General features: G+C 70.6%; 15 protein-coding genes and 1 pseudogene. 11 read left to right on the top strand and 5 right to left on the bottom strand.

Going from position 1 to position 17,079, the window contains the following annotated elements; all coding sequences use genetic code 11:
- Positions 1 to 191 precede the first annotated feature (191 nt).
- Positions 192 to 512: a WhiB family transcriptional regulator gene (locus tag H0524_RS19940; protein WP_180200002.1), complete on the top strand. Its 321-nt coding sequence runs from the start codon at positions 192 to 194 to the stop codon at positions 510 to 512.
- Between the two features lie 57 nt (positions 513 to 569).
- Here H0524_RS19940 and H0524_RS19935 read toward each other — a convergent pair whose 3' ends face one another.
- Genes H0524_RS19935 through H0524_RS19925 form a run of 3 tightly spaced genes read right to left on the bottom strand, consistent with a single transcriptional unit; the run spans position 570 to position 3,408 of the window.
- On the bottom strand, positions 570 to 1,730 hold the full coding sequence (locus H0524_RS19935) for an ArsA-related P-loop ATPase (protein ID WP_180200029.1): 1,161 nt from the start codon (positions 1,728 to 1,730) through the stop codon (positions 570 to 572).
- A 50-nt stretch (positions 1,731 to 1,780) separates the two neighbouring features.
- On the bottom strand, positions 1,781 to 2,758 hold the full coding sequence (locus H0524_RS19930; protein WP_180200001.1) for an ArsA family ATPase: 978 nt from the start codon (positions 2,756 to 2,758) through the stop codon (positions 1,781 to 1,783).
- Between the two features lie 20 nt (positions 2,759 to 2,778).
- Positions 2,779 to 3,408, bottom strand: coding sequence for a hypothetical protein (locus H0524_RS19925; RefSeq protein WP_180200000.1), 630 nt, complete (start codon positions 3,406 to 3,408; stop codon positions 2,779 to 2,781).
- Positions 3,409 to 3,716: 308 nt separating this feature from the next.
- On the opposite strand from H0524_RS19925, the gene H0524_RS19920 reads away from it, so the two are divergent.
- The 8 genes from H0524_RS19920 (at position 3,717) to H0524_RS19885 (ending at position 12,124) form a co-directional block, all read left to right on the top strand.
- Positions 3,717 to 4,106 carry a hypothetical protein gene (locus H0524_RS19920; protein ID WP_180199999.1) on the top strand — a complete coding sequence of 130 codons (390 nt, stop codon included), beginning with the start codon at positions 3,717 to 3,719 and terminating at the stop codon, positions 4,104 to 4,106.
- 48 nt (positions 4,107 to 4,154) lie between these two features.
- Positions 4,155 to 4,310: a DUF4177 domain-containing protein gene (locus tag H0524_RS19915; RefSeq protein WP_013736319.1), complete on the top strand. Its 156-nt coding sequence runs from the start codon at positions 4,155 to 4,157 to the stop codon at positions 4,308 to 4,310.
- Positions 4,307 to 4,768 (top strand): RidA family protein, encoded by a 462-nt coding sequence (locus tag H0524_RS19910; RefSeq protein ID WP_180199998.1) that lies wholly within the window; start codon positions 4,307 to 4,309, stop codon positions 4,766 to 4,768. Before H0524_RS19915 ends, H0524_RS19910 begins: the two co-directional genes overlap by 4 nt.
- 114 nt (positions 4,769 to 4,882) lie before the next feature.
- Positions 4,883 to 5,704, top strand: coding sequence for an MBL fold metallo-hydrolase (locus H0524_RS19905; protein WP_180199997.1), 822 nt, complete (start codon positions 4,883 to 4,885; stop codon positions 5,702 to 5,704).
- 2 nt (positions 5,705 to 5,706) lie between these two features.
- A complete protein-coding gene (locus H0524_RS19900) occupies positions 5,707 to 9,279 on the top strand; it encodes an adenylate/guanylate cyclase domain-containing protein (RefSeq protein ID WP_180199996.1) in 3,573 nt (1,190 codons plus the stop codon).
- Between the two features lie 116 nt (positions 9,280 to 9,395).
- Entirely contained in the window at positions 9,396 to 9,875 is a 480-nt protein-coding gene (locus tag H0524_RS19895; RefSeq protein ID WP_180199995.1) for a hypothetical protein, read from the top strand.
- A gap of 69 nt (positions 9,876 to 9,944) precedes the next feature.
- Entirely contained in the window at positions 9,945 to 11,441 is a 1,497-nt protein-coding gene (locus H0524_RS19890; RefSeq protein WP_180200028.1) for a protein kinase, read from the top strand.
- Positions 11,442 to 11,491: 50 nt separating this feature from the next.
- A complete protein-coding gene (locus tag H0524_RS19885; protein ID WP_180199994.1) occupies positions 11,492 to 12,124 on the top strand; it encodes an HAD-IA family hydrolase in 633 nt (210 codons plus the stop codon).
- On the opposite strand, the pseudogene H0524_RS19880 reads toward H0524_RS19885, so the two are convergent.
- Positions 12,093 to 12,200 (bottom strand): annotated as a pseudogene (locus tag H0524_RS19880) (copper homeostasis protein CutC); the annotation flags it as partial. The gene H0524_RS19885 and the pseudogene H0524_RS19880 overlap by 32 nt on opposite strands.
- A 248-nt stretch (positions 12,201 to 12,448) precedes the next feature.
- Here H0524_RS19880 and H0524_RS19875 point away from each other — a divergent pair.
- Together H0524_RS19875 and H0524_RS19870 are read left to right on the top strand one after the other, a co-directional pair.
- Positions 12,449 to 13,882, top strand: a complete 1,434-nt coding sequence (locus H0524_RS19875; RefSeq protein ID WP_180200027.1) for a right-handed parallel beta-helix repeat-containing protein — start codon at positions 12,449 to 12,451, stop codon at positions 13,880 to 13,882.
- A gap of 368 nt (positions 13,883 to 14,250) precedes the next feature.
- Entirely contained in the window at positions 14,251 to 15,678 is a 1,428-nt protein-coding gene (locus H0524_RS19870; protein WP_180199993.1) for a right-handed parallel beta-helix repeat-containing protein, read from the top strand.
- Positions 15,679 to 15,861: 183 nt separating this feature from the next.
- Here the strand turns inward: H0524_RS19870 and H0524_RS19865 are convergent, their stop codons facing one another.
- A complete protein-coding gene (locus tag H0524_RS19865) occupies positions 15,862 to 16,968 on the bottom strand; it encodes a branched-chain amino acid aminotransferase (RefSeq protein WP_309225170.1) in 1,107 nt (368 codons plus the stop codon).
- Between the last annotated feature and the right edge of the window lie 111 nt (positions 16,969 to 17,079).

The following is a 17,079-nucleotide window of genomic DNA, read 5'->3' as shown; positions in this document are numbered from 1 at the left end:
GCCGGGAGTGTCCGGAATAATGGATTTTGCCGACAACGTTGCGTAATCAGCCAGCTACAGAGCATGATGGGAGCGGCGACAGCGCCACAGTTCGTCCGTGCCGCCTTGGGGGAGGTCGGCGGGCGATCGGGGGGAAAACAGCCGGCTGGTCCGCGATGGGGTCGGTGTACTGCAAGGGGGGACGTGTACAGATGGGCATGATCACTGACTGGCCGTCGCTGGCGGCATGTCAGAACGGGGACCCGGACGCGTTGTTCGTACAGGGCGCCGAACAGAACGTGGCGAAGCGGATCTGCCGAAGCTGCCCAGTCCGGTACGAGTGCCTGGCCGACGCGCTGGACAACCGGATCGAGTTCGGCGTGTGGGGCGGCATGACCGAACGGGAACGGCGGGCGTTGCTGCGCCGCCATCCGCAGGTCTCCAGCTGGCGCAGGACGTTCGAGGCCGCGATGAAGAAGAACGCCAAGGAGAAGGCCGACCGGGACAAGGTCCTGGCCGCCACGGTCAGCTGACGAGTCATTCTCGACCGCCCGAGGCCGGGCTGACGAGACCCCTGGCGCCGCGGCCGGCTACGGATCTCCCTGGCCGGCCAGCGAACCGATCGTCCGTAGCCCGTCGATGTCGTGGACATCGGCGGGCTGCGCGGTTACCGAGGCAACCGGCACGGTCGGGAACGCCGCGGTGAACCGAGCAGCCACCCGCTGTTCGCGTACGGCCTGGTGGGCAAGGGTGGCATGGGCCCGGAGTACGTCCACTGTGCCGTCGTGGCCGCCCAGCCTGGCCAGCCGGTCAGCGGCGGCCGCGCTCTCGTCGGGGTCGAGCTCCGGCGCTGCCGGGCGGTGCACCCGGTTGAGCACCAACCCGGCGAGCGGCATCTGGTCGGCCCGCAGCCGGCCCGCGAAGTAGGCGGCCTCCCGGACCGCGTCCGGCTCCGGCGCGGCAACCAGGAGGAACGCCGTCTCCTGGGCCTGCAGGATGCGGTAGGTCTGCTCCGCTCGTTGGCGGAAACCGCCGAACATCGAATCGAGGGCGGCCACAAAGCCGGACAGATCACTCAACAACTGGGCGCCCAGCAGCTTCTGGACAACCTTCGAGAACATGCCGAACCCGGCGGTGACGAAGCTGAACATGCTTCGCCCGCCCGTGCGGGCCGGGGCAAGCAGCAGCCGCAGCATCCGGCCGTCCAGGAAGCGGGCGAGGCGAGCCGGTGCATCGAGGAAGTCCAACGCCGAGCGGGAGGGCGGAGTGTCCACCACGATGAGGTCCCACTCGCCCCGGGCGTGCAGCTGCCCGAGCTTCTCCATCGCCATGTACTCCTGGGTGCCGGCGAAGGTGGAGCTCATGGCCGCATAGAACGGGTTCGCAAAGATCTCGGCAGCCCGCGCCGGATCGGTGTGCTGGAGCACCACGTCGTCGAAGGTGCGTTTCATGTCGAGCATCATGGCGTGCAGCTCACCGCCGCTGGCCTCGACGTTGATCCCCTTGACCTGGCGCGGAGTGTTGTTCAGCTCGGTCAGCCCCAGCGACTGGGCCAGCCGGTGCGCCGGGTCGATGGTGAGCACCACCGTGCGGCGACCGTGCTCCTCCGCGGCCCGGAGCGCGAGCGCGGCGGCGGTGGTCGTCTTGCCCACCCCACCCGCCCCGCAGCAGACCACGATCCGTACGCCGGGATCGGCGAGGATCCGGTCAACATCCAGCGGCGGCGGCGCCGCGTCGTCGGAAGGCACCAATCGAGCGTATCGGGCCCGGTTCACCAACGCTCCCGAGCCGGAGGAGTGCCTCACGCTGCGCGGACGAGCGCCGCGGCCAGCCGATCCAGACCTGCCCGGTCCACCCCGTCGGGCAGCAGTGGCAGCTCGACCAGCGGCAGGCCCAACTCGGCCAGATCGGTCCGGAGCGAGTCCTCCAGGTCGCGGCGGACCGACTGGTCGCGTGCCTCGGTCGCCAGGCCGGAGACGGTGGCCTCGTCGGCGGGCAGCCCGGCGGCGAGCAACCCGGCGGTGAGCTCCGCCGGGGTGATCGCGGCGTTGACCGGTGCCGGCGGGCGGGCGGCGTTGACGATGATCCGCCCGACCGGGAAGCCCAGGGTGGCGAAGTCGGCGATGGCATCCGCGGTCTCCTGGACCGGCATCTCCTCAAGGAGCGTCACCACGTGCACGGCGGTCATCGGGGAGCGCAGCAGCGCGGCGACCCCCTCGCTCTGGGTTTTGATCGGCCCCACCCGGGCCAGCCGTGCGGTCTCGGCGGTGACATTGAGGAACCGCGCGATCCGCCCGGTGGGCGGGGCGTCCAGCACCACCGCGTCGTACACCCGCTGCTGGCCCAGCGTGCGGGTGGTGGCCTCCTTCACCTTGCCGGTCAGCAGCACGTCGCGCAGCCCCGGGGCGATGGTGGTGGCGAAGTCGATGGCGCCCAGCTTGCGCAGCGCCCGCCCGGCGCTGCCGAGCTTGTAGAACATGTCCAGGTACTCGAGCAGGGCCTCCTCCGCGTCCACGGCGAGAGCCCGCACCTCGCCGCCGCCCGCGGCGTCGGTCAGGTGCCGCTCGGCGTAGGGGAACGGGTCGGTGCCGAAGAGCTGGGCGATGCCCTGCCGTCCCTCGACCTCGACCAGCAGGGTGCGCCGGCCCCCGGCGGCGAGGGCGAGGGCGAGGGCGGCGGCGACGCTGGTCTTGCCGGTGCCGCCCTTGCCGGTCACCACGTGGAGGCGGGCCGGCCACTCGGTGCCGGCCGGCTCGGCCGGTCGCTGTGCTGCTCCCACCCGTCGAGCCTAACCAGGTGTCACTCTCCGGCGACCTCGCAGACCCGCCAACCCGTCGTCTTGACCACGGTGAGGCGCAGGGGTAGCTCGGCGACCTGCTCGTCGGCGGTCGTCATGATGACTGTGGTGGTGATGACGGCCCGGTCCTCGGTCTCATCGTCAATCTTCGGGGGGTTCCACCGGAAGTGCGGCTTTTCATAGTCGGCCACGTACTTCTCCACCTCGGTGACCTTCGCGGAGATCTTGTCCTGGTTCCGGGCGGCCGGGCAGACCAGGCTCGACGCCTGCGCCGCGTCCCGGTCCTTGTAGACGGCGGTGAGGAACTCGTCCACGGCGACCTTGGGCTCCTCGGCGCCCGGGCCCTCCTCCGTGCGCAGCACCAGGAACGCGGCGACCCCGCCGCCGACGCAGAGCACCAGGGTCACCGCGAGGGCGATCGACGCGATCAGGAATCCGCGTCGGCGGCGGGGCGCCGGACTCTGCTGGTTCGGGGGATAGGGGGTGGCCGGTGTGGGGAATGCCGCCGGGTACGGTGCCGGTGCGTCGGGGGCGGCCGGTGTGGGGAATGCCGATGGATGCGGTGCCGGTGCGTCGGGGGCGGCCGGGTGGTCGGGCTGATGGGTCGGATCGTCGCTGGCTGACTGGGACATTGCTCCCCCGGGGGTGGGACTGCGTCGGCTCGGCGAGGCGACGGGTGGCGGTAGGCCGCCGGTTACGACCGGAAGGGTAGCGGTTGGCCGGGCCGTTGGCAGGAAGCCGGTTCTGCCCAGGACCGTCGACTCCCCGGATGTTGTCCGTATTCCGCCGGACCGGGTGTCGCATATGTGACTTGGCGGTCGGAATGCCGCGCGTCCTGTTGGCGGCCGGCGAACAGCAGCCTACGTTCCGGTGGTGCCGGGATCGGGCCGTGGGCCGAGCGGCGTGGGCACGATCAGGTACAAACCGCCGGAGGCAGGGCATGTACGACGTGGAGAACACCCGCCGGACCCAACTCCCGGCCGCGATCCGGCTGCCGGCCCCCGGGGGCGTCCCGGACCAGCCTGCCCTGCCGCCCCGGGACGAGGAGGAGCCGGGCTACGTGGTGCATCTTCCGGTCCGGGTCGCGGACCACGCCGCCGCTGTCGCGCTGGCGGGCACGATCGCCACCTCGTTGAGCTTCCTCGGTGCGGTGGACGCCGGGGAGACCACCGTCTCCACGGCGGACGACCAGAACAACCGGCATCGGGTCTTCTGTGACCTGCCGCTGCTGGACCGGTCCCGCTGTCCACGGCCCTATGACCACGTTGGCCCGTGCGGGGAGGCGGTGGCCGAGCAACGTCCCGCGCCCCGGGCCGTCGTCGGACCGTAGGCTGTGCCCTGGAAAGAACCGCACTCCAGGAAAGAGAGCCTTCCAGCGATGCAGAAGTGGGAGTACGCCACGGTCCCGCTGCTGGTCCATGCGACCAAGCAGATCCTCGACAACTGGGGCGAGGACGGCTGGGAACTGGTATCCGTGGTTCCCGGCCCGAACCCGGAGCAACTCGTCGCCTACCTGAAGCGGCCCAAGGCATGACCGGGCCGTACGCGAAACTCGTCGAGCTGGGGCACGAGTTGCCCGAGGTGGTGCCCCCGGTCGCCAGCTACCTGCCGGCGGTGCAGTCCGGGCAGCACGTCTACGTCTCCGGCCAGCTACCGATGGCCGAGGGCAAGCTGCTCGCCACCGGCAAGGTCGGCGCCGACGTCTCTGCCGACCAGGCCAGGGAGTTGGCCCAGCGGTGCGCGTTGAACGCGCTCGCAGCGATCAACTCGTTGGTCGGGCTGGAGCGGATCGTCAAGATCGTCAAGGTGACCGGCTTCGTGGCGAGTGCCCCGGGCTTCACCGGCCAGCCCGGCGTCATCAACGGCGCCTCCGACTTCTTCGGCACCGTCTTCGGCGAGGCCGGTCGGCACGCGAGGAGCGCGGTCGGGGTGGCGGAGCTTCCCCTGGACGCGCCCGTCGAGGTTGAGGTCATCGTCGAAGTCATGGCCTAGCGCCCCGTCGCGATCTTGCACGTCCTGCCGGTCAAAACCCCTGAACGGGTACGAAGCGGAGGTTGGAGGTGCAAGATCGCGGGGGTCGGTGCGGGTGGTCGTACGATCGCAGCCATGAGCGGGCACTTCACGGCGCCGGCGACAGCTCTCGCCAGCGCGCTGCCGGGGTGGGTCACGCTGCTGCGGGCCCCCAACCCCGGGCAGATGACGTTGACGGGCACCAACACCTGGGTGCTCCGCGCCGCCCCCGGGAAACCGGCGGTGGTGATCGACCCCGGCCCGGCCGACGAGGGGCACCTGGCCGCGATCGCCGCCCAGGGTCCGATCGGGCAGGTGTTGATCACCCACGGGCACTCTGACCACACCGAAGGTTCGGCGCGCCTGCACGACCTGCTCGGCGGGGCAGCCGTACGCGCCGCGGACCCGGCACACACCATCGGCGGTACGCCGCTGACCGAGGCCGCCGGCGACCTCGGCGCCGACCCGCTGGAGATCCGCCTGCTGGGTACCCCGGGGCACACCGCCGACTCGGTCTGCTTCCTCGCGACGTACGGCGACGAGCAGGTGCTCCTCACCGGTGACACCATCCTCGGCCAGGGCACCGCCGTGGTCGCCCACCCGGACGGGCACCTCGGGGAGTACCTGGACAGTTTGCAGCTGCTCGCGACGTACGCCGGAATCCCGGCCCTGCCCGGTCACGGCCCGGCGCTGGCGGACTGTGGCGCCGCGGCGGAGTTCTACCTGGCCCATCGGCGGGCCCGCCTCGACCAGGTTCGGGCCGCGCTCGACGCCGGTGCCCGCACCGCCGCCGAGGTGGTGGCGGTCGTCTACGCCGACGTCGACCGGTCGCTGTGGTGGGCCGCCCAATGGTCGGTCCGGGCACAGTTGGCGTACCTGGGCCGGGAATCCGGCGCCACCGATGCGGAGTTGGAGTAGACGTGACCTGCCCGGTGTGCGGAACCGTCGCGGTACCCGGTGCCCGGTTCTGCCACAATTGCGGCGCCGCGCTGCCGGCTGCGGCGACGCTGCCCGCCACCGAACGCCGCGTGGTCACCGTGCTCTTCGGTGACCTGTCCGACTTCACCTCCTGGTCGGAGGATCTCGACCCGGAACGGGTCGGTGCCGTCACCGACCGGGTGCTCGCGGCGCTGGCCGGTGCGGTCAAGACCTTCGGCGGGCACGTCGACAAGCTGACCGGGGACGGCATCATGGCGGTCTTCGGTGCGCCGGTGGCGCACGAGGACGACGCCGAGCGGGCCGTTCGGGCGGCGCTGTCGATGCAGCGGGCGGTGCGCCGGGTCCTCGACGACGAACGTGGTGGTGGCGGGCCACTGGGGCTGCGGGTCGGGCTCAACACGGGGGGCGTGATCGCCGGGATTCAGGCGGCCCTGGAGTACACGGTCATCGGAGACACGGTCAACACGGCCGCCCGACTCGCCGACGCGGCGGCGGTCGGCGCGGTCTACGCGGGGGACCGGACCGCCGCCGCCACCCGGCACATCGCCTCCTGGCGGTCGCTGCGCCCGCTGCGGCTGAAGGGTAAGCGCGAGCCGGTCGCGGCGTACGAGCTGCTGGGCCTGCTGGACGCCACGGGCACCCGGTCCGGGTTGGGGGACGAGGCGCCCTTCGTCGGCCGGGAGACCGAGATCGGGCGGGTGGCGGGCCGGCTCGCCGAGGTGGTTGACCGCGGTGAGCCCCGGGTGCTGCTGATGACCGCCGAGGCCGGCATCGGCAAGTCCCGCTTCGCCGCCGAGGTGGAGCGGCTCGCCGCCGGCTACGACGTGGGCGCCGGCCGGTTCGCGGCGTACACCGGTGCGCGGGTGCTCTCCGTGCGCTGCGTCGCGTTCGGTGAACGGCGCCGGCTCGCTCCCCTGGCGGACCTGGTCCGTGCCGCGGTCGGCCTGCCCACCGACTCGGCCACCGCGCTCACCCGACCGGCGGTCGAGGAGCGACTGCGTCGACTCGGCCAGCGCCTCGGCCGGGCCGGTGGCGATTCCGCGCCGGTCGCCACCGAGCAGCTGCTGGCCCTGCTCGGGTACGCGGAGCTGCCCAGCGGCCCCACCGACCAGGGCGAGTGGCGCTCGGCGAGTCAGTCCGCCGACGGCGACGCGGTGCCGAACGCCGTCGCTGACCTGCTCAGCGCCCTCGCCGCGGAGGAGCCGCTGGTGGTCGTGGTCGACGATCTGCACGACGCGACCACCGAGAGCACCCAGGCGCTCGGCGAAACCCTGTCCCGGCTCGTCGGCCCGGTGCTGGTGCTGCTGTTGGGCCGGCCGGAGCTGGTCCGCACGGCGGGTGCCCTGACCCGGGTGGCCGACGCCGAGGTCCATGCGCTGCCGCCGCTGCGTGGTGCGGACGCCGCGCGGCTGCTCACCAGCTACCTCAGTGACGGCCGGTTGCCGCAGGTCGACGCCGATCGCCTGCTCGCCACCGCGCAGGGCAACCCGTTCTACCTGGCCGAGCTGGTCACCCTGCTGATGGAGCGGGGCGCGCTGACCGCCGGTACCGACGAGGACTGGCAGCTCGCGCCGGGCTCGCTCGGCAGCCAACTGCTCTCCCGTGACCTCGCGGCCGTGCTCGCCGCGCGAATCGACGCACTGCCGGCGGACGCCCGTTCGGTGCTGCGGGACGCGGCGGTGGTCGGCGACACCGTACCGGCGGGTGCGCTGGAGGCGTTGCGGGAGCAGCGGAGCGGTCGGGACGGCTGGCCGGCGGCGGTGGCCGCCGTGGAGCTGGAACGCGCGGTCGAGGAGTTGCTGCAACGCCGGATGTTGCACCGCGCGTGGTCCGGCCACACGTTCGCCACCCCGCTGATGCGGGAGGCGGCCTACGCCGGCGTCAGCAAGGCCGAGCTGGCCGAACGGCACGCGGTCCTCGCCCGTTGGGCGGCGGCCGACCCACCGACCGGTACCCCCGCCTCCGGTGGTTTCACCGAGGCCGCCCGGGACGACTTCGTGGCCGGGCACGTGGAGCGGGCGACCGCGCTCGCCGACGCGGTCGGTCTGCGGCCGGACGCACCGGCGCGGGCCGTGGTCCCGGTCGGGGTCGCCGCGTTGGGCCACGCCGCCCGCCGGTCGATGTACGTCGGAGAGCCGCTGCTGGCGGTGGAGTACGCCGAACGCGCCAGCGAGCTGGCTCCGGATGGGGTCCCGGCGGCCGACCGGGTGGTGCACGCGCGGGCGCTGCTCCAGATCGGCAAGGCGGCCGACGCGCTCGCGAACGCGGAGAAGATCGCCGCCAACGCCGGGGACGAGGCGGCCACCCAGGCGAGTGCGCTGCTCCTGGCCGGGCAGGCGCAGCAGACGATGGGCGACCCGGACCGGGCGGTGAGCTCCTGGCAGGAGGCGTTGCAGGTCGCCTCCGCCCACGAGTTGCCGACGCTGCGTGCGGCGGCGATGCGGCAGCTCGGGATGGCCGACTTCATCGCCGGCCGGCTCGGGCAGGCGAGTAGCCGGCTCGCGGCGTCGTACCAGACCAGTCTCGCCGTGCAGGACCGCCGTGGGCAGGCGTGGTCGTTGCAGAACCTGGCCTGGGTGACCACCACCCGGGGCGACTTCGCCGGTACGGACGCGGTGCTCGGTCGAGCCGCGCGGTTGTTCGCCGAGCTGAAGGATCCGTACGGGCGGGCCTGGCTGCGGGGCACCACCGCCTTCGCCCGGCTGCTCGCTGGCCGGCTGCACGAGGCCGGCCGCCTCGCCCGGGCGTTCCTGCCGTTCGGCGAGCGGGTCGGCGAGCAGTGGGCGGTCGGCACCCTGCGGGCGGTGGAGGCGTTCGCCGCCGCCGAGCTGGGTGATCTGGCTGAGGCCGACCGGGCGGCCCGGCGGGCGTACCGGGACTTTGACGCCGCCGCCGACGAGTGGGGGCGGGGCTTCGCGCTGGTGGTGCGCGGGGCCGTCGCGCGCGGCCTGGGCGAGCCGGAGCACGCCGCGGATCTGCTCACCGACGCGATGGGGTACGCCCGCCGTACCTCGCATCCACTGTTGACCGGCATGGCTGGCACGCTGCGGGGGTTCGTGGCGTTGGACTCGGGCGACCACGACCGGGCCGAGCGGGAGGCGCAGGCGGTGCTGGCCGCCGTCGAGCCGTACAACCCGTGGGCGCCGGCGCAGGTGGCGCCGCGGGTGCTGCTGGCCACCGCCCGGCTGACGGCCGGCGATCCCGGCGCCGCGGTCGGCCTGCTCGCCCCGGTGGCGACCGCCGCGCAGACCACCCCGGCGTTGCTCTTCTCCCGTCGCCTGACGCTGGCCCAGTACGCCTCCGCCCTGCTCGCCCACGGGCAGGCCGAGCAGGCGCTGGACTGGGCGCGGCGGGCCCGTTCCGTCCCGGCGGAGGATGTGCGCAGTCAGGTGATCACCGCCGCCGTGTTGGCGAGGGCGTTCGCCGCCACCGGCGGGTCGGTGGCGGCGCGGGCCAGCGCCCAGGAGGCGGTACGCCTGGCGTACGCCACCGAGCAGCGGAGCGAGCGGCGGGTCGCGGACGACCTCCTCAGCCGGTTGACAGCGGACGATTGATCCGGCCGCCGGTGGCAGATTTTGGTAATTCCGGTGATGCGGGACAGGGTGGATGGTCGATAGCGTGGGGGCGCGCACGACCCGGGGATGTGGGCGTGCCGGACGGAAGGGGTCTGATGAAGTTGCCGCGTTCCGCTGCCGGCTGGACAGTCACGGTATTCGGCCTGCTCGCGTTGCTGGTGGGCGCGGTTGGGCTGATCTGGCCGGAGGTGATGCTGCGGCTGCTGGGCTTCGAGGTGCTGGAGTCCCGGGCGTTGGGTGACTATACCGTTACCTTCCTGACGGCGTCCTCGATGGCGTCGTTCAACATGGGGGTCTACTACCTGCTCGCCTCGGCGACTGAGTGGCGGGCCTTCTACCGGTTCACGGTCGGGTTCCGACTCCTGACGTTCACCGTTTTCACCGTCCTGGTGCTGGTGGACACCGCTCCGGGCCGGTTCTTCGGGGTGGCCGCCTGGGAGGGGCTGGGCGCGTTGGCGACCGCTGTGGGTCTGTGGTGGGATCGCCGCGGTCCGGGTGCTGCGGCACCGGACGGCGCCGTCTCGTCGTCGGCCGACCCGGCGGGTCCGGCGTCCACCGCTGACGCGGTTCGCTGACGAGCCCGCCTGGTTCGGTATTTTCAAGCCGTGACCGAGACCTCGCCTGGCGCGCTACCGACGCCCCTTGTGCCCGGGCTGACCGATCTGCGGGTTTTTGCCCGGGGCGGTTACGCGACGATCTACAAAGCCACCCAGATCTCGGTGGACCGCGAGGTGGCGGTCAAGGTAGAGAACCGCACGCTGGACAGCGAGCGGGACCAGGCCCGGTTCCTCCGCGAGGCACGGGCGGCCGGTCGGATGTCCTCACACCCGCACGTGGTCGACCTCTTCGATGTCGGCGTCACCGTGGACCAGCACCCATACCTGATCATGGAGCTCTGCGACGGGTCGTTCGCCGAACGGATGCGTACCTCGCCGCTCGGCCCGGTGGAGGCTCGCGACCTCGGAGTCAAGATCGCCGATGCGATCGCGCACTCCCACGCGGCCGGGGTGCTGCACCGCGACATCAAGCCGGCCAACATCCTCCACTCCCACTTCAACCCGGCGGTGCTGGCCGACTTCGGGCTGGCCGTCGTTGCCGAGTTGCGGGACGCCACCGTCGCCCTGGAGGTGCTCACCCCGGCGTACGCGCCGCCGGAGATGTTCAACCACAGCCCACCATCGCCGGCAGTGGATGTCTACGCTCTCTGCGCCACCCTCTACGCGGTGATGCACGGTCGGCCGCCGCGTTGGCGGTCCGAGCGCAACCCCAGCCTGGTCACGGTGCTGGAGATGTTCCAGCAGCCGGTACCCGGCCTGCCCGGGGTGCCGGAGGAACTGGTCGACATCCTGCGGGGTGGCATGTCGAACGACCCGGCGGCGCGACCGTCCGCCGCCGAGCTGCGGGACCTGCTGGCCGCGCTGCCGGTTGGCGGGACCGCCGCCAGCGCCCCGGCCGAGCCGGCCGCTGGCGGACACCCCGGGACGGCCCCGAGCGGGCATTCCGGAGTGGCCGCGGACGGCCGGCCGACCTACCCGGCACCACGCGCGCCGGCCGAGGACGCGCACCCGACCCTTCCCGCCGCGGCCCGGCGTCGGCGGCCCTGGTTCCTCGGCGGCGCGGGAGTGGTCGCGCTCCTCGCGGCCGGCGTCGGGCTGGTCGGTGTTGGACTGGATCGGGTCGGGCTGGATCGGGTCGGGCTGGACGGCGGCCTGGGTGTGTCGCGACCGACCTCGAGCGTGGGCCGAACCGCCGATCCCACCCTCCGGCCCGCCTGCGCCCAAGCCGTGGAGCTACCCTCCGGGGCCCGGTGCGGAGACGAGCTGGAGTGTTTCGGTCCGATCTGGGGCAGCGGGTCGCGGACCCCCGCCAAGCAGGTGCCCTGCTCGGGGGAACACACCTGGGAGAGCTACGCCGAGGGCGAGCTGTCCGGGGCGGCACCCGGGGTCCGCTACCCCGACATCAGCGTCGACCCGACGGTTCGTCGGGTGTGCAACGAGACCACCTTCAAGCTCGCCGCCGGCCTCACCCACACCGAGGGGTGGAAACTGGAGGTGCTGCCACCCGGGGAGGCGGAGCGGACGTACCGCTGTGTGGCCGGGCGCGGGCTGGACGCGCTCGCCGCCCCGACCCTCGTGCGTTGAGCACCGCCGCCGAGACTGCCAGGTGGCGAAACGCGAAGGCCAGGTGAACCATGGATTGGTCGGTCCTCTTCGACATCGACGGCACCCTTGTGGATTCGACCGAGGCGGTTACCACTAGCTGGCGTACGGTCGCCGCTCGTTACGGCGTCGATGCGGACGCCATCCTGCGGGTCTGCCACGGCCGGCGTGACGAGGATGTGGTGCCGGAGTTCTTTCCGCCCGAGGCGGTCGCGTCGGTCCTGCGGGACCTGGCCGACCTCGAGCTCTCGTACGCCGAGTTGGTGCGCCCGATCCCCGGCGCCACCGCCGCGCTGACCAAGATCACCGATGGCAGGTGGGCCGTCGTCACGTCCGGGTCCCGTCGTCTCATGACCGCCCGGATGCGCGGTGCCGGTCTGCGAACTCCACCGGTCTTCGTAGCGGCGGAGGATGTCCGCCACGGCAAGCCCGATCCCGAGGGGTATCTGCTGGCCGCCCGGCAACTCGATGTTGCCGCCGCGTCCTGCGTTGTCGTGGAGGATTCCCCCGCCGGAGTCGCCGCCGGCAAAGCGGCCGGTGCCCTGGTCGTGGCGATCGCCACCACCCACGCTCCGGCGGAGCTGGCCCACGCCGATGCCATCATCGACAACCTCTATGAGCTGGACCGGGCGATCAGCGCATCCGTTGACCGCGGGCGGCGGTGAGGAGGCGGCTCACCTCATCGCCGTCGGTGGCCTCGCGCCCGTCGCGCCCGACGGGCGCCGGAATGTGGTGCGGCCGGTGTTTCCGGTGGACCCAGCCTTCGCTCCGGAGCTGGCCGTGCTGCTCGGGTGAGTAGAGCAACGGCCGCGTCGCAGGTACTGAAGGTACCTTATGGGGCGTATGTAGCCTTATGTCCGAATTTGGCCCCTGGGGTCGGCTTAGCTCGGTTGGTTGCCACCGCTGCCCGGAAGTCGGGGAATCCCATCCGTCTACCCACGTGGGCTGCGGTTCCTCACCGTTCACGGGGGAAGGACACCGAGAGCAGGATGAACCATCAAGACCAGGACCACTCCCGCCGGCGCGAACCGGGCCACCTCGCCGAACTCCGACCGAGGTCACGGCGGCGATGGTGGGCTGTCGGGCTAGCCGGCCTGACCGGCCTGGCGCTCATCGCCACAAGTGTCGCCGCTTCGGTCGTCGGCATTGCCGGACCTTGGCTCACCTCCGCCGACGAGCCCTCCTCCTCCACCGAGGACCGTCGCAGCGGGGGAGGGTCCGACCCGGGCAAGGGTAAGAATGAGATGAAGCCGAAGCCCGTACCGGTCCCGTGCGACGCGGACAAGCTGATCGCCGCGATCACCCTCGCCAACGCCCGTGGCGGTGCCGTGCTCGACCTCGCCGAGAAGTGCACCTATACCCTCACCGCCAACATCGACGGTGCCGGTCTGCCCGCGATTACCGCCCCCATCACCCTGAACGGCGGCAAACACACCACCATCACCCGTGCCGCCGCCGTTGCGCAGTTCAGGATCCTCACCGTCAACGTCGGCGGCGATCTCACCCTCAACCACCTCACTATCACCGGCGGACAAACCATCGACAACGGCGGCGGCATCTTCGTCAACACTGGCGCAGCGTTGACCACCAACCACAGCACCGTCACCCGAAACATCGCTGGTAGCGACGGCACCGGCAGCAGCGGTGGCATCGCCAACAACGGCACCACCGCCATCAACCACTCCACAGTCAGTCGCAACACCGCGGCGACCTCCGCCGGAGGAGTCGGCAACGTCGGTCTACTCACCATCGAGAAATCCAACGTCACCGCGAATGCGGCAAACGCTGTAAACGGAATCGGCGGCGGTGTCGGCAGCTTACCCGGCAGCACCACATCCGTGACCCGTAGCACCATCAGCGGTAACACCACCATTGGCGCCGGCGGCGGAACCGGCGGCTTGAGTGCGAACGTCACCGTGACCGACTCCGCCATCACCGACAACCGCGCCAGCAATGGCGGTGCGGCCTTCGTTCAGGGTGGCAGCCTGACCCTCCGCCACGTTGCGGTCACCCACAACACATCCGTCAATCAGGGCGGCGGCCTGGTTTTCCAAGGCCTCAACGCGGCAACCGTGGGCACCATTGCGGACAGTAAGATCGCGCATAACGTCGCCAACATCCAGAACGGTGGAGGTATCGTCAACGCCGCCCTCAACCAACCCTCCACGGTTTACGTCCGGAACACCCACATCACGGATAACCAGGCAGCAATTGGTGGCGGAATATTCAACCTGGCGAGCCAGGGCCTCGATGGGGTGGTCACCCTTGTCAACACGAAGGTCACCAAGAACATTGCCGTTCAAACTGGCGGTGGCATCTTCAACCTACCGCCCGGTGTGGTGAATCTGAACCCGGCCACCGGCACCATCGTGATCAAGAATCGACCAAACAACTGCGTCAACGTGCCGGGCTGCGCCGGCTAGGGGTGACCGCGTCGGGCGTGGAGGGGTCGATTCCTGCCGTCAGCCGGTAGGGATCGACCCCGGGCAGCGCCGGCGGGCCGGAACTCGTCGAGGCCGCCGATGGCGGGCGTTCGGGCTGACTCCGGGCGGCGTCGGCCGTGGCCGTGGCGGCTGTCGTGCCCCTCAGCCCCGGTGCGTCCCCACAGCCCTGACGGGAGTCGAGATCCCTTTGGTGGGCATTACTCGCATTATAGGTGGTTTAGGATTTTGAGTCCGTTTTGCTCGTGGGTGGTTGCTACCGCCTTCTGGTAGCCGAGGAGCGCCGCCACGGTCTGCCCCCGGGCGGCGAAGCTTCTCGCCGTTCACGGGGGAAGGACACCAGGATTGCGATGAACCATCAGGACCACACACCCGGACCCGAACCGGTGCGCCCCGACCGGGGGCGTGCGAGGGCGCGGTGGCGGTGGACTGTGGGGCTGGCCGGGGTGACCGGACTGGCTCTCACCACGGTCGGTGTCGCCGCCCCGGCCGCTGACGCGGCCGGACGTCCCCTCGCCTCCGCCAACGAGCAACCCGCCGCCGACGACCGTCGTAGCGGGGACGAGCCCGGCAAGGGTAAGTCCGACAAGGGCAAGTCCGACAAGGGGCGGAAGGCGGAGAAACCCGAGGGGATCCCGGTGCCTTGTGATGCGGACAAGCTGATCGCCGCGATCACCCTCGCCAACGCTCGCGGCGGTGCCGTGCTCGACCTCGCCGAGAAGTGCACCTACACCCTCACGACCAACATCGACGGTGCCGGCCTGCCCGCGATCACCACCCCCATCACCCTGAACGGCGGTAAACACACCACCATCACCCGTGCCGCCGCCGTTGAAGAGTTTCGCATTTTCGCCGTCGATGCCGGTGGTGACCTCACCCTCAATCACCTGGAAGTCACCGGCGGGCAGGCCGACGGTGACGGTGGGGGAGTGCTCGTCAACACCGGTGGAGCGTTGACCGTCAAGAAGAGCGCCGTCACCCGCAATATCGCCAGCAGTAGGGGCGGTGGCATCGCCAACGACGGCGTCACCACCACCAAGCACTCCACGATCGGTCGTAACATCGCGGAGAGCACGGGTGGAGGAATCGACAATGACGGTCTGCTCACCGTCGAAAAGACCTCCGTCACCGCGAACACGGTCAACAACGCTGCCGGCTCCGGCGGCGGTATCGGCGGTTCAGCTGGTAGCACGACCTTCGTGACCGGCAGCACCATCAGCGGCAATCGCACCGGTGACGCCGGCGGAGGAGTCGGTAGCTTCAACGCGACCGTCACCCTCACCGACTCCACCATCACCAACAACACCGGCAGTAACGGTGGTGGGGTCTTCGCCGAAGGGGGAATGTTGACCGTGCGGCGGGTCACCGCCACCGACAACACCGCAGCCCTTCAGGGTGGCGGTCTCAGTATCCAGGCCCTCACCGAAACACCTGCGGTCACCGTCGAAGACAGCAAGATCGCGGGTAACGTCGCGCCGGGCGCGAACGGTGGCGGGATCGTCAACTCGGCCCTTGCCTTCGACTCCACCATCGTTGTCCGAGACACCCTCATCACGGCCAACCAGAGCGTATCGGGGGGTGGGATTTTCAACATCGGACCAGGCGGGATGGCCACCGTCAACTTGTTCAACACGAAGATTGTCAAGAATATCGCCACCGGTAACGGCGGGGGCATCCTCAACGCGTTCGGTACGGTGAACCTGAACCCGGCCACCGGTACGGTCGTCGTCAAGAATCGACCAAACAATTGCGTCAACGTGCCCGGCTGCGCCGGATAACGGCCCGCTCACGTTGAGCTCGAAAGGGCCCGTTCCTGCCGTAACCCGGTGGGAGCGGGCCCTTCGCCGAATCGTAACGTCGGAAGGCACCCGAGCTGCGCCCAGTTTGTTCTTCAACCCGTGCGGGGTGGCGTAGGCCTGCGGCGAGGGGTTGGGTCAGCCGGAGTTGGGTGTGGGCTGTGATCAACACACGTGGTGCAGCCAGCGCGACTCGTCCGGGATGCGGCCGTGCTGGATGCCGAGCAGTTCCGCACGCAGCCGCATGGTGACCGGACCGGGACGGCCGTCGCCGATCGTCCAGCCGCCGCTGACCCCTCGCGCACGTCCGACCGGCACGATGACCGCCGCGGTACCACATGCGAAAACCTCAGTAATCAAACCCGCCTCGCACTGCTCGCGCCACTGCTCCGCCGAGATGCGCCCCTCCTCGCAGCCGAGACCGAGCCTGCGGGCCAGAGTGAGTAGCGAGTCCCGCGTCACCCCGGGCAGCAGCGTGCCGGTCAGTGCGGGCGTCATGAGCGTCGGAGCACCTCCGTCCCGCGACTGCCGGACGAAGCAGAGGTTCATCCCGCTCATCTCCTCGACCCAGGTGTGCTCGGCCGCGTCCAACCAGACAACCTGGTCGCAGCCCTGGTCCATGGCCTCGCGCTGGCCGAGGAAGGCTCCGGCGTAGTTGCCGCCCGCCTTGGCGGCTCCGGTACCGCCGGGCGCGGCACGCGTGTACTCCTCGGACAGCCACACGCTCAGGGCTGACGGGCCGGTTTCCGTACTGAAATACGCCGGCGCCGGACTCGCGATCACGCAGAACAGGTAGCTGCGCGCGGGAAGCGTGAACTCCAGCGTCGGTTGCGTCGCGATCATGAACGGGCGCAGGTAAAGGCTGTTGTCGTCACCGCCCGGTACCCAGCGCCGGTCCTGCTTGACGAGCAGCTCGACGGCGCGCACGAAGGTCTCGACCGGCAGTTCCGGCATCGCGAGCCGCCGGGCCGACGCATTGAACCGGGCGGCGTTGCACTCCGGCCGGAACAGCGCTATCGATCCATCCCGCTGCCGGTAGGCCTTCATTCCCTCGAAGATTTCCTGCCCATAGTGAAACACCAGGGCCGCAGGCGGCAGCGCAATGTCCTGGTATTCCTCGAGCCGGCCGTCATGCCACCCGCGTTTCTCATCCCAGCGCAGCGTGATCATGCTATCCGTGAATACCTCGCCGAAATTAGCAGCGTCCGGGTCCGCTTGGTGCTCTGCCTCGCGCATCGGATTCCGGCTCGTTTTTATCTGGAATTCGATAATAGCTACTGCCCTCCCCGGCGGTCGGTAAGGAATAGTCTGGAAAAAGTATGCCTGCGGAATCACTCTACCGGCCCACCGCCCGGTTCCGGCGGATTCTGGCCGAGGTGGACT

It is taken from the genome of Salinispora sp. H7-4 (assembly GCF_013416675.1).
Classification (GTDB): Bacteria; Actinomycetota; Actinomycetes; order Mycobacteriales; family Micromonosporaceae; genus Micromonospora; species Micromonospora vitiensis.
This window is presented reverse-complemented; position numbering and strand designations above follow the sequence as displayed.

Coding starts and splice junctions, on each gene's coding strand:
- H0524_RS19895 (WP_180199995.1), top strand. CDS start 9,396: ATGAAGTTGCCGCGTTCCGCTGCCGGCTGGACAGTCACGGTATTCGGC.
- H0524_RS19885 (WP_180199994.1), top strand. CDS start 11,492: ATGGATTGGTCGGTCCTCTTCGACATCGACGGCACCCTTGTGGATTCG.
- H0524_RS19920 (WP_180199999.1), top strand. CDS start 3,717: ATGTACGACGTGGAGAACACCCGCCGGACCCAACTCCCGGCCGCGATC.
- H0524_RS19905 (WP_180199997.1), top strand. CDS start 4,883: ATGAGCGGGCACTTCACGGCGCCGGCGACAGCTCTCGCCAGCGCGCTG.
- H0524_RS19870 (WP_180199993.1), top strand. CDS start 14,251: ATGAACCATCAGGACCACACACCCGGACCCGAACCGGTGCGCCCCGAC.
- H0524_RS19940 (WP_180200002.1), top strand. CDS start 192: ATGGGCATGATCACTGACTGGCCGTCGCTGGCGGCATGTCAGAACGGG.
- H0524_RS19925 (WP_180200000.1), bottom strand. CDS start 3,408: ATGTCCCAGTCAGCCAGCGACGATCCGACCCATCAGCCCGACCACCCG.
- H0524_RS19875 (WP_180200027.1), top strand. CDS start 12,449: ATGAACCATCAAGACCAGGACCACTCCCGCCGGCGCGAACCGGGCCAC.
- H0524_RS19910 (WP_180199998.1), top strand. CDS start 4,307: ATGACCGGGCCGTACGCGAAACTCGTCGAGCTGGGGCACGAGTTGCCC.
- H0524_RS19915 (WP_013736319.1), top strand. CDS start 4,155: ATGCAGAAGTGGGAGTACGCCACGGTCCCGCTGCTGGTCCATGCGACC.